Genomic DNA, 12,510 nt, shown 5'->3' with positions numbered 1-12,510 from the left:
GATGAATGAGACTCAAGTAGATAAGAAGTCACTTATTGAAATAGATAATTACATAGATACTTTAGTAAAAAAAATAGAGCTATTGAGCTATGTAAATCCAGTTAATATAGAAGAAGAAAAACAAAAGTTTTTTGCATCAAAATATTTAACAGATCCACAGTTTAAGTATCCTAAAAGAGATTTCGATAAGTTTAAATTACATCGTAAGTTTTTTACCTTACCGTTAGAGTCGATAGAAGATGAGACAATTCGTAATTTATATGAAGAAATAATTTATTCTTATTCAGGTTTAATCCAATGTATAGAAACAATAGGAGAGGGTAAAAAGTTTTATTATAACAGCTTACGATCATTTGGAACACCAACAGAAGATGATGTAGAAAATGCGAAGTTTATTTTACATTTTGAAGATGAGGTGGATGTAGATAATATTTTTGCTCCGAAATATAGCCCAGAAGAAGCAGAAGAGATATTTAGGGAATATAGTACTAATTATGAGTTTGATTACAATATTAAACAATCAACAACTATGAGTGCTATAGCTATGGTTTTAAACAATATTAAAACCTTAGTTATAAATGGAAATCATACGTTTTCAGAAAACGAAATGGCTATTTTAACTCACCACGAGATAGGAGTACATATGGTTACTACAATGAATGGCTTAGAGCATTCACTAAAGATTTTTTCACACGGATTTCCTAATAATGTAGAAACCCAAGAAGGTTTAGCAGTTTTTAGTGAGTATATGTCTGGAAACTTAACTCTTAAAAGATTAAAAGAATTGGCATATAGAGTGTTGGCGGTAAACGGACTGGCAAAAGGTTATTCTTTTTCAAAAACTTTTAGATCATTGCATAATACGTATGATTTAGATAGAGAACATGCTTTTTATATAACAGTAAGAGCTTATAGAGGAGGAGGATTTACAAAAGATTATTTGTATTTAACTGGTTTAAAGAAGATTTACGATTATTATCAGTCGGGAAAAGATTTGAGTTTGCTGTTAACAGGAAAAGTTTCGTTAGATTTTATTGAAGATATAGAATATTTGATGAAGAATAATTATGCTGTAAAAGCGAAGCACGTAACAAAAGCATATTCTCAAAACTTGAATAAGAATACAACCATAGATTTTATTTTAAAAAACTTAAAATAAGGAAGTAAAAAGCTGTTATATCAGCTTTTTTACTTCTTGCTTTAAAAATGTTATTGATGTTTGTGTAGGATTTTCACTTTGGGAATAATCAATCAAAATATTTTCACGAAAATCTTTGGCAGTTTCAGCAGTTTCAGCAGATTTTCTAAATTTAGCAATAATACCAAGTTTTGCAGCTAAAATAGCTTTCCAACTATCTTCAGAAACATATAATTGTTGTACTAAGTTATGTTCAAATTCTTGTTCAATATTAGCAATTAATAATTGTAAATAATTATTGGTATCATCACCAATAGGTTTAACACGAGTTAATAATTTTGTAGGATTAATACGTTCGCAAAACAATAATAAACGCTCATAAGCTTGAAGCTTAATAGGTAAACTTTCACGTTTTTTCTCAACTAAAGCCTGAAATTTTTTTTCACTATTATCTTGTTCAATAAATCGGCTTAAAATTAAATAAGCAACACCTCCAGTAATTAAAGCAGGTAAGGCATAAGCTAATCCTTCTAAAATTTGATCTTCCATTTTTTATGTAATTATTCGAAAGGCTAAGATACAAGTCTTCTTTAAAAAGAAGATGTAGAAGCGATATAAAAAATAGAATTATATTTGTGAATAAAAAAAGGCGTACATTCTTTATAAAACCTAAAAGAATGGTTAATTTTCCGTTTTCAAAATTCTTTCAACTTTTTTCTATTGAATACTTATTTAGAACAACTTAACGAACCACAAAGAGCAGCCGTTTTACAAAAAGATGGCCCAATGATAATTATTGCAGGTGCAGGATCAGGAAAAACAAGAGTTTTAACCTACCGTATTGCACATATGATGCAACAAGGAGTAGATTCTTTCAATATTTTATCGTTAACCTTTACAAATAAGGCGGCACGTGAAATGAAAGAACGTATTGCAGGAGTTGTGGGACATAGTGAAGCAAAAAATTTATGGATGGGAACATTCCACTCGGTTTTTGCAAGAATATTACGTTCAGAAGCAGATCGTTTAGGATATCCATCTAATTTTACCATATACGATTCACAAGATTCAGTTCGATTGATTACAACAATAATCAGAGAAATGAAATTGGATAAAGACCGTTACAAACCAAAGCAAATTTTAAGTAGAATATCTTCGTTTAAAAATAGCTTGATAACGGTAAGAGCATATTTCAATAATTCAGATTTACAGCAGGCAGATTTAGAAGCTAGTAGACCTAGAGTAGGAGATATTTATAAGGCATATGTAGATAGATGCTTTAAGTCTGGGGCTATGGATTTTGATGATTTACTATTGAGAACGAATGAATTATTGACACGTTTCCCAGAAGTTTTAGCAAAATATCAAGATCGTTTTAGATATATAATGGTAGATGAGTACCAAGATACAAACCACTCACAATATTTAATTGTAAGAGCATTAGCAGATCGTTTTCAAAACATTTGTGTAGTAGGGGATGATTCACAGAGTATTTATAGCTTCCGTGGGGCAAATATTAATAATATTTTAAATTTCCAGAAAGATTATCCAGATGTTAAAACTTTCAAGTTAGAGCAAAATTATCGATCAACAGGAAACATAGTAGAAGCTGCAAATAGCGTAATAGACAAGAATAAAACGAAGTTAGATAAGGAAGTTTGGACAGCAAATGATGCAGGAGAAAGCATTAAAATAATGCGAACAATTTCCGATGGAGAAGAAGGACGTTTTGTAGCACAATCAATATGGGAAAACCAAATAAATAATCAGCTAACAAGTGATTCATTTGCTATATTATATCGTACTAATGCACAATCAAGAGCAATAGAAGATGCATTACGAAAGAAAGATATAAAGTATAAAATCTACGGAGGAATATCGTTTTATCAAAGAAAGGAAATCAAAGATTTGTTATCATACTTACGTATGCTAATAAATCCAAATGATGAGGAAGCTTTAAAAAGGATTATCAATTATCCAGCTCGTGGAATTGGAGCAACAACGGTAGATAAATTAGCAATTGCTGCAAATCATTATAAAAAATCAATTTTTGAAATCTTACTGAATTTAGATAAGGTAGATATTAAGATAAATTCAGGAACAAAAAACAAACTTGAGAATTTTGTTAGAATGATACAGCGTTTTCAAATTGAGGCTCAAAAGATGAATGCTTTTGAAGTTGCAGATTTGGTTGTAAAACAAACGCAGTTAGTAAAAGATTTACAAAAAGACGGTACACCAGAAGGGGTAAATAAAGTAGAAAACGTTCAAGAATTATTGAATGGAGTAAAAGACTTTATTACCGATAAAATAGAAACGGGAGAGGATGCGTCTTTAACATCATTCTTAGAAGATGTAGCGCTTGCAACCGATTTTGATAGCGAAAAAGACGATACACCTTGTGTATCTTTAATGACTATTCACTTATCAAAAGGACTTGAGTATCCATATGTGTACATAGTTGGTTTAGAAGAAAGCTTATTTCCTTCGGCAATGAGTATGAATACACGAAGTGAATTAGAAGAAGAACGACGTTTATTCTATGTGGCCTTAACAAGAGCGGAAAAAGTAGCATATTTAACTTATGCACAAACACGTTATCGTTGGGGAAAACTTACTGATGGAGAACCAAGTCGTTTCTTAGAAGAAATAGATGATAAATTTGTAGAGCATTTAGCACCAAAAGCGCCAGAACCATCGGCAAACAGGTTTATAGATGCTAGTTTATTTGATGATACACCAAATAAAATTCGTTTTCAAAAACCAATTCAGAAAAAAAGAAAAGAGTTCTTATCGAAAAAAGAAAAACCAAATTTAGTACCACCAAAAAGTAAAATGAAGAAGGTGTCGGAAGTAAATTCAAAAATGAATTTATTTGATGGAGAAATAGTGGTAGGAAATTTTGTAGAACACAATCGATTTGGTACAGGAGAAGTAATTGCTTTAGAAGGTAAAGGACCAAACAAAAAAGCAGAAATTAAATTTGGTACAGTAGGGAAGAAGAAATTATTACTACAATTCGCAAAATTAAAAGTAATCGGATAGTTAATTCATAATAATTACCTATTTTGCGTATATAAATAAAGAGAAAATGACGTTTGATTTAGAATATAATTCGGAAAGGGATAATTTAATAATTCCCGAATACGGAAGACATATACAGAAATTAGTAGATCATTGTGTAGCTTTAGAAACAAAAGAAGAAAGAAACACAATGGCTAAAGCTATTATAGATGTAATGGGGAATTTACAACCTCATTTACGTGATGTTCCAGATTTTAAACACAAATTATGGGATCAGCTTCATATTATTGCCGATTTTAAATTGGATGTAGATTCGCCTTATGAAACACCATCAAAAGAAGAATTAACAGAAAAGCCAGCAAAATTAGCATATCCAAAATCAGCTTCAAGATATCGTTATTACGGAAATAACATTCAAACGATGATTGATATTGCATTAACATGGGAAGAGGGAGATAAAAGAGAAGCTTTAGTGTTTACAATAGCAAATCATATGAAAAAATGCTATTTAAACTGGAATAAAGACACGGTTGAAGATGCAGTTATTTTTAAGCATTTATATGATTTATCTGGTAAAAAAATAGATTTGAGAGATTCGGAAGAAGTATTATCAGAAAGTAAAAGTTTACTAAGAAAAAGAAATAATCAAGGCCAGAATAAAGGAGGCCAAAAAGGAAAATCTAACTACAGTAATAAATATAGAAAAAAGTAAATGGCATCATTTAAAATTGAAGGAGGTCACAAATTAAACGGAGTAATTACACCTCAGGGAGCGAAAAATGAAGCATTACAAATTATATGCGCAGTCTTATTAACTTCAGAAAAAGTAATCATTAATAATATTCCAGATATTATTGATGTAAATAAGTTAATTTTTATCTTAGGAGAGTTAGGTGTTAAAATTGAAAAATTAGGACCAAACTCATACAGTTTTCAAGCAGATGATATTAATTTAGGATACTTAGAATCAGCTGAATTTAAGAGAGATGGAAGTTCGTTAAGAGGATCAATTATGATAGTTGGACCATTATTAGCGCGTTTTGGAAAAGGATATATTCCACGTCCAGGAGGAGATAAAATAGGTCGTAGAAGATTAGATACACACTTTGAAGGATTTATAAATTTAGGAGCAAAATTCCGTTATAATAAAGAAGAATATTTTTACGGAGTAGAAACAGAAACTGGATTGGTAGGAACAGATATGTTACTTGATGAGGCATCAGTAACAGGAACTGCAAATATTGTTATGGCAGCAGTATTAGCTAAAGGAACTACTACAATTTATAATGCAGCCTGCGAGCCATATATTCAACAATTATCAAAAATGTTGAACTCAATGGGAGCGAAAATATCAGGAGTTGGGTCTAACTTATTAACTATTGAAGGAGTAGAGTCTCTAGGAGGTTGTGAACATAGAGTATTACCTGATATGATTGAAATAGGAAGTTGGATTGGTATGGCAGCAATGACACGATCTGAATTAACTATTAAAGATGTTAGCTGGAAAGATTTAGGTCAAATACCAAGTGTATTTAGAAAATTAGGAATCAATTTAGAAAAAAGAGGTGACGATATTTTCATCCCAGAGCAAGAGAGTTATGAAATTCAAAACTATATAGATGGATCTGTATTAACAGTTTCTGATGCACCTTGGCCAGGATTTACTCCAGATTTATTAAGTATAGTATTAGTGGTAGCTACTCAAGCAAAAGGAACAGTTTTGATACATCAAAAAATGTTTGAAAGTCGCTTATTCTTTGTAGATAAGTTAATTGATATGGGGGCTAAAGTAATTTTATGTGATCCTCATAGAGCTACAGTTATTGGACATAACTTCGAATCGCAATTAAAAGCTACTAAGATGACTTCACCTGATATTAGAGCTGGTATTTCTTTATTAATAGCAGCATTATCAGCAAAAGGAACTAGTATTATTAATAATATTGAACAAATAGATAGGGGGTATGAAAATATTGAAGCTCGTTTAAAATCTATTGGAGCTAAAATAGAAAGAATTGAAGATTAGTCTATTTTAATAGGACAAAAATACATTTAGAGTTAAAAAAATCGTGTCAAGTAGACACGATTTTTTTTATTGACTTTTTTTAATGATGATCATGATTGTCATGCTTTGATTTTTCTTCAGACATCATTTTATGATCTTCTTTTTTTATAGTGTTGTGCTCTCTTACTATTTTTTTATGATCCTCAATCATTTGTTTCTGCTCATCTTGAATTTTTTTATGGTCTTTCATCATTTGTTCTAGAGAAATTTTCCCCGTCATATGATTTTCCTCAAGAGATTTATGTTCATTAATTAACCTTTTATGATTATTAATTAATACATCATGAGATTTTAAAATACTGGCATGGGCTTTTTCATTTTCTAAATGCAACGAGTCATTTTCTATATCTTTATGAGAATTCATCATATGAGAATGGTCATGACTCATGTGATCATGTGTTTTTTCCATCTCCTCATGTATTTTAAGCATTCTTTTATATTCTACAATAAATGCTTTATGTTCATCAGAATCGGATGGGTTTTGTTTACAGGATAAGGTTGTTAAAATAAATAAAAACAAAAATGTTTTTCCTAAGATTGATTTCATAAGAGGTAAAATTTGAATTACAAGATAAAAAAATAAGTTTAGATAAAGCTTAAAATGAAATATGAACGTGGCATAATTTTTATTATTAATAAAAAATTATTGAAGCACAGAGTCTCGTATTAAACTAAAAATTGGATGATAAAATTTTTATAGTTTTCTTTTTAACGGCTCATTAACAAGCCTACCAATAGATTTTCCTATTTTTGAAAAACAAAGAAAAGAATTTATGAAGTTTCAAAAACCCTTTACATTATTAATTATCTTTTTTACAATAACCTTATTTTCACAAACAAGTGATATATACAGAGGAGAAAAAGATAAAGTTCATGACTTGATTCATACCAAATTAAAAGTAGATTTTAATTTTGAAAATAAAGAGTTAAACGGGGAAGAATGGGTGACTTTAAAACCTCATTTTTATGAAACTTCAAAAGTAACATTAGATGCAAAGGCTATGCTTATTCATAAGGTATCTATGAATAACAAACCACTAGAATATAATTATGATAATTTTGAGTTAATTATAGACTTACCTCGTGCTTATAAAAGAGATGAACAGTTTACAATTTATATAAAATATACTGCGCGCCCAGAAAAGGTAAAGCAAAAAGGAAGTGCAGCTATAACTTCGGCAAAAGGATTATATTTTATAAATCCAACAGGATTGGATGAAAATAAACCTACACAAATTTGGACACAAGGAGAAACAGAGGCGAGTAGCTGCTGGTTTCCAACAATAGATGCACCAAATCAAAAAACATCACAAGAAATTTATATCACAGTACCTAATAAGTTTGTTACACTTTCAAATGGAAAATTAGAAAAGCAAACTAATAATGCTAATGGTACTAGAACTGACTATTGGAATTTTACTCAAAAGCATGCACCATATTTATTCTTTATGGGAATTGGTGAATATGAAATAGTAAAAGATACTTATAAAAATATTCCAGTTGATTATTATGTAGAAAAAAAATATGCACCATATGCAAAAGAGATTTTTGGAAATACACCAGAAATGCTTGCTTTTTTCTCTAAAATAACGGGGATAGAATATCCTTGGAACAAGTATGCTCAGATAGTTGGACGCGATTATGTTAGTGGAGCAATGGAGAATACCACAGCAGTTATTCATGGAGAAAATGCTTATCAAGTACCAGGTCAGTTAATAGACGATAATGTACAAGAAAATACAATAGCACATGAAGCATTTCATCATTGGTTTGGAGATTTGGTAACAGCAGAAAGTTGGAGTAACCTAACAGTAAATGAAAGCTTTGCTAACTACAGTGAGTATTTATGGAGAGAGTATAAATATGGAAAAGAAGATGCAGATTCACATTTATTTGAAGATACAGAAGCTTATAAAAATGGTCAAAATTTCGACAAACATTTAGTACGTTTTAACTATGATGACAAAGAAGATATGTTTGATGCTGTTAGTTATAACAAAGGAGGAGCTATTTTACATATGTTACGAAAATACTTAGGAGATGAAGCGTTTTATGCAGGTTTAAATAAATATTTAACAGCAAATAAATACGGAGCAGCTGAGGCACACCAATTACGTTTAGCATTTGAAGAAGTAACAGGAAAAGATTTAAACTGGTTTTTTAATCAATGGTATTTTAATAGTGGACATCCAAAGTTAGAAATATCATATGATTATAATAAATTAAGAAAAACGGTAACAGTTAATATTATTCAAAATCAAGCAAATGAATTTAAATTCCCTTTTGCAATAGATATTTTTGAAGGAAATAAACGTACGCGTCATAATGTATTTGTAGAAGGAAAAGATGCATCGTTTACTTTTCCTTTTGTAAAACACCCAGATTTAATTCAGGTAAATGCTGATGGAGTTTTATTATGTGATGTAGTTGAAAATAAAGTTTTAAGTGATTATATACATCAACTAAAACATGCAGAAAATTATATGCATAAAAGAGAAGCTTTATTAGAAGTAGCAAAAAAGCAAGATGATAAAAAAGCTTTTAATGCAATAGCTAATGCTATGAGTGATGATTTTTATAAAATAAGAATTTTAGCATTAGAAAATATAAACTTAATCAATAAGTATTCTAAAAAAAGGGTTATTGATAAGATTATGCAAATAGCTATGAATGATTCTAAAACATTAGTACAAGCAGCAGCCATTGAAACTTTAGGGAAATTAACAGATCCAGAATTAAAGTCAGTTTTCGAAAAAGGTTTAAAGAGCAAATCATATTCTGTTTTAGGAAAGTCGTTAGTAGGAATGTATTATATAGACAAAGCCTTAGCTATTGAAAAATCTAAAACATTACCTATAGAGGTAAAGAAAATTATCGCAACTCCATTAACAAGAATCTATTTAGAAGAGAATGATGATGAGGAATTAACATTTATTGCTGGTAATGTAATGTCAGGTATGTTTTTAAGTCAGAATAAAAAAATACAGAAACTATACAAAAAAGCATTCGATAAAATTGCAAAAAGTAATAAAACAGCTGCAATTCAGAATTTAGCAGACGATATAGTAGCAAAAGGATTACAGTATAAGCAATATAATTTTGATAAAGTAGGTGTAAATTTATTACGCCAAATAGCTCAAAAACAAAAGAAAGAAAAGTTGAGTAATCAAGAAAAAAATATTGCAATTGTAAGAGTTGCCATGGCTAAATTACTAGAGTAAAAAAATAGTTTTTAAATAAAAAAGAATCCTTAGTTTTGGCACAATAGTTGTCTTTCCTATCGAAACTTAAATTTTATGAACAAAACTACTTTACTACTACTATCTTCAATCTTTATTATGCTTTCGTGTAGTAGTGTAAAAACTACAGAAAAAGCAATTAATTCAGGTGATTATGAAAAAGCAATTTCATTATCTATAAAAAACTTAGCAAGAAATAAGTATAAGAAAAAGAATCAGCCTTATGTTATTATGCTTAAGAATGCTTTTAATAAAGCAGTAGATAGAGATGTATCTAAAATAGAATTTTTAGAAAAAGAGAATAATCCAGAAAATTTAGAAACTATTTATAGTTTATATCAACGATTAAATAATAGACAAGAACGAATCAAACCATTATTACCTTTAAAAGATGTTATATCAGGTAATAATGTGAGTTTTCGAATTGTAAACTATGACGATCAAATTATAACTTCAAAAGAAAATTATTCAAATTTTTTATATCAAAAAGCTAAAGATTTGTTAGCAAACGGAAGTTATAATAAAATGAATTATAGAAGAGCTTTTGATGAGTTTCAATACTTAGATAAAATCAATCCAAACTATAAAAATACGAGGAGTTTAATAGAGGAAGCACATGCGAAAGGAACTGATTTTGTTTTCTTATCGGTACATAATGAAACAAGACAAATTATTCCTAGAAGGTTAGAAAATGACTTATTAGCAATTGATACTTATGGGTTAAATGATTTATGGACAGTATACCATTCAAAAAGAGATTCAAGAGTAAGATATGATTTTGATTTAGAGTTGAATCTAAGAAATATAGATGTTTCTCCTGAACAAATTCGTGAAAAGGAGATTGTAAAAGAAAGAAGAATTAAAGACGGCTTTAAATATTTAAAAAACGATCAAGGAGCGTTTGTAAAAGATAGTTTAGGAAATAAAATTAAAGTAGATAAATTTAGAAAAGTAAGATGTCACTTATATAAATTTACTCAATTTAAAAGTAGTAAAGTTAGTGGTGTTGTTAAATATATAGACAATGCAAATAATCAATTAGTAGAAAGATTTCCAATTCAAAGTGAATTTGTTTTTGAACATATTTATGCAGATTATGATGGAGACAAAAGAGCTTTAGATGATACGTTTTTAGGATTAATTAAAGTTAGAGCAGTACGTTTTCCATCAAATGAGCAAATGGTTTATGATACAGGAAGGGATTTAAAACAAAAACTTAAAGCCATTGTAACACGTAATAAGTTCAGACATTAAAACAAGAATTAAATAATATAAAGCTCTCGCATTAAGTGGGAGTTTTTTATTTTTATACTCTATGGATTTATTTTCTCAATTTACCGATTCACCTATTAATCTACTTCCGAAAGACGGAACTGTAAACTACCATGGTATAGTTTTAAGTAGGGAAGAGGCTGATAAATATTATGATGTTCTTTTAAACTCTATAGCTTGGAAAAATGATGAAGCTATTGTTTTTGGAAAATTAATAACTACAAAACGAAAAGTAGCTTGGTATGCAGAAAAGCCATTTGAATATTCATATTCGAATAGAACCAAAACAGCACTTATTTTCAATGAAGAATTATTAGCGTTAAAAGAATTGGTTGAAAAAGAAACTAAAGAAACGTATAATTCGTGCTTACTGAATTTATATCACGATGGTTCTGAAGGAATGGCTTGGCATTCGGATGGAGAAAAAGATTTAAAGAAAAATGGAGCAATAGCATCGCTAACTTTAGGAGCAGAGCGTAAGTTTGGGTTTAAACACAAAGAAACCAAAGAAACAGTTTATAAAGTCTTAGAACACGGTTCTTTGTTGGTGATGAAAGATGAAACACAAACATATTGGTTACATAGATTACCACCAACAAAAAAGGTGCATAGACCTAGAATAAATTTGACTTTTAGAACTATAGAGGAATAATTATTTCAATTGATCAAAAAAGGTTAAATTATAATCAGGTAATAATTTTGGATTGGTAATTTTTATAAAATCTTTTAAAACTAAATCAGGTCTAACAGGAGCTAATTCAAAATACAAAAAACCACCAGTTTTTCCTTTTTTACTTCCAATTGTATAAACACTTCCATTATTTAAAGCATCAAATTCTTTGTAATGATTATTTGCACTTACTAATTGTTCTTTGGTTTCAAATAAGCCACAACCTATCCAGTAATCGGCATGTTTACCTTTATCTAAAATACTTTCAAAACTCAATTGTAAACTACCAGTTCCTTTAGTGTTTTTCCATAAATAATTTAAGTTAGCATCTTTTAAATAAGTTGCCATAAAACTTTCTCCAGCAGGAACATTCCATACATTTTTAAACATACTACCAGATAAAACTGTAGGTTGTTTACCCTTATTGTTTTTAGCTATTTCTTTAGCTTTCAGATAATTTTGTTCTATAGTTTTAAAAATACTATCAGCTTCTTTTTCTTTATTAAGTAAAGCACCAAAAAATTTAATCCATTCAGCTCTCCCTAAAGGAGTTTCTTCTAGCCAATCTCCATTAAAAATAACAGGTATTCCAGTTTTTTTAATGTTTTCATATAATTTATTATTAGGATGTAATGAAAAAGCAATAACTAATTCAGGATGTAAATCCATTAACTTTTCAGTATTCATATTCTGTTCAGAACCTAGCTCGACAATTTTACCTTCTTCAATTCGCTTTCTAGTTTTTTCTGAAGAAATATATTTTGTGTGAGGAAATCCTATTAATTTTTCCTCACTACTTAACAGCTCTAACATAGGTACATGAGTAGTACTTGTAACAACTAACCTTTCAATAGGAGTTTTTATTTCATTTTTAGAAATATTAGTACTATTACTAAGAGTATAAACAAATTGTTTTTTTGAGTTTTGAAATACTCTTTTAAATACTAGTTTTTTTTGCCCTCCTTGCGTGATAATATCAAATCCTTTTGCATATTTGATAGGGCTACTAATAGTTTCTGATTTAGAAATTTCTTTATTTTCTGATTTCTTGCATTGAAGAAATAAAAAAGAAATGACGATAAGTAAAATATTATATTTCATT

10 protein-coding genes are annotated in these 12,510 nt (G+C 29.2%); 7 read left to right on the top strand and 3 right to left on the bottom strand.

Features of this window, described 5'->3' with window-relative positions:
* Position 1: 1 nt before the first annotated feature.
* Positions 2–1,159: a flavohemoglobin expression-modulating QEGLA motif protein gene (locus F7018_RS04760; RefSeq protein ID WP_150898870.1), complete on the top strand. Its 1,158-nt coding sequence runs from the start codon at positions 2–4 to the stop codon at positions 1,157–1,159.
* A gap of 15 nt (positions 1,160–1,174) precedes the next feature.
* On the opposite strand, the gene F7018_RS04755 is transcribed toward F7018_RS04760, so the two are convergent.
* The gene (locus F7018_RS04755; RefSeq protein ID WP_150898869.1) at positions 1,175–1,687 is read right to left on the bottom strand and encodes a DUF7935 family protein; all 513 of its coding nucleotides are present in this window, start codon (positions 1,685–1,687) and stop codon (positions 1,175–1,177) included.
* A 171-nt stretch (positions 1,688–1,858) separates the two neighbouring features.
* On the opposite strand from F7018_RS04755, the gene F7018_RS04750 reads away from it, so the two are divergent.
* From F7018_RS04750 to murA, 3 genes are read left to right on the top strand one after another with little or no spacing between them, the layout of a single operon-like run.
* Positions 1,859–4,183, top strand: coding sequence for an ATP-dependent helicase (locus F7018_RS04750; protein ID WP_150898868.1), 2,325 nt, complete (start codon positions 1,859–1,861; stop codon positions 4,181–4,183).
* Positions 4,184–4,229: 46 nt separating this feature from the next.
* Positions 4,230–4,874, top strand: a complete 645-nt coding sequence (locus F7018_RS04745) for a DUF4290 domain-containing protein (RefSeq protein ID WP_150898867.1) — start codon at positions 4,230–4,232, stop codon at positions 4,872–4,874.
* Positions 4,875–6,188, top strand: a complete 1,314-nt coding sequence (gene murA, locus F7018_RS04740) for a UDP-N-acetylglucosamine 1-carboxyvinyltransferase (RefSeq protein ID WP_150898866.1) — start codon at positions 4,875–4,877, stop codon at positions 6,186–6,188.
* A gap of 79 nt (positions 6,189–6,267) precedes the next feature.
* Here murA and F7018_RS04735 read toward each other — a convergent pair whose 3' ends face one another.
* Complete coding sequence (locus F7018_RS04735) at positions 6,268–6,774, bottom strand: hypothetical protein (protein WP_150898865.1); 507 nt, start codon at positions 6,772–6,774, stop codon at positions 6,268–6,270.
* Between the two features lie 226 nt (positions 6,775–7,000).
* Here F7018_RS04735 and F7018_RS04730 point away from each other — a divergent pair, with 226 nt between their 5' ends.
* The 3 genes from F7018_RS04730 to F7018_RS04720 all read left to right on the top strand — a co-directional run bounded on the left by F7018_RS04730 (position 7,001) and on the right by F7018_RS04720 (position 11,390).
* A complete protein-coding gene (locus F7018_RS04730; RefSeq protein WP_150898864.1) occupies positions 7,001–9,448 on the top strand; it encodes a M1 family metallopeptidase in 2,448 nt (815 codons plus the stop codon).
* A gap of 75 nt (positions 9,449–9,523) precedes the next feature.
* A complete protein-coding gene (locus tag F7018_RS04725) occupies positions 9,524–10,720 on the top strand; it encodes a hypothetical protein (protein ID WP_150898863.1) in 1,197 nt (398 codons plus the stop codon).
* Between the two features lie 61 nt (positions 10,721–10,781).
* On the top strand, positions 10,782–11,390 hold the full coding sequence (locus F7018_RS04720; protein WP_150898862.1) for an alpha-ketoglutarate-dependent dioxygenase AlkB family protein: 609 nt from the start codon (positions 10,782–10,784) through the stop codon (positions 11,388–11,390).
* Here the strand turns inward: F7018_RS04720 and F7018_RS04715 are convergent, their stop codons facing one another.
* Complete coding sequence (locus tag F7018_RS04715; protein ID WP_150898861.1) at positions 11,391–12,509, bottom strand: ABC transporter substrate-binding protein; 1,119 nt, start codon at positions 12,507–12,509, stop codon at positions 11,391–11,393.
* Position 12,510: the final 1 nt, after the last annotated feature.

Source organism: Tenacibaculum aiptasiae (genome assembly GCF_008806755.1).
Taxonomy (GTDB): Bacteria; Bacteroidota; Bacteroidia; order Flavobacteriales; family Flavobacteriaceae; genus Polaribacter; species Polaribacter aiptasiae.
This window is presented reverse-complemented; position numbering and strand designations above follow the sequence as displayed.

Coding starts and splice junctions, on each gene's coding strand:
- F7018_RS04725 (WP_150898863.1), top strand. CDS start 9,524: ATGAACAAAACTACTTTACTACTACTATCTTCAATCTTTATTATGCTT.
- F7018_RS04735 (WP_150898865.1), bottom strand. CDS start 6,774: ATGAAATCAATCTTAGGAAAAACATTTTTGTTTTTATTTATTTTAACA.
- murA (WP_150898866.1), top strand. CDS start 4,875: ATGGCATCATTTAAAATTGAAGGAGGTCACAAATTAAACGGAGTAATT.
- F7018_RS04755 (WP_150898869.1), bottom strand. CDS start 1,687: ATGGAAGATCAAATTTTAGAAGGATTAGCTTATGCCTTACCTGCTTTA.
- F7018_RS04745 (WP_150898867.1), top strand. CDS start 4,230: ATGACGTTTGATTTAGAATATAATTCGGAAAGGGATAATTTAATAATT.
- F7018_RS04730 (WP_150898864.1), top strand. CDS start 7,001: ATGAAGTTTCAAAAACCCTTTACATTATTAATTATCTTTTTTACAATA.
- F7018_RS04715 (WP_150898861.1), bottom strand. CDS start 12,509: ATGAAATATAATATTTTACTTATCGTCATTTCTTTTTTATTTCTTCAA.
- F7018_RS04760 (WP_150898870.1), top strand. CDS start 2: ATGAATGAGACTCAAGTAGATAAGAAGTCACTTATTGAAATAGATAAT.
- F7018_RS04720 (WP_150898862.1), top strand. CDS start 10,782: ATGGATTTATTTTCTCAATTTACCGATTCACCTATTAATCTACTTCCG.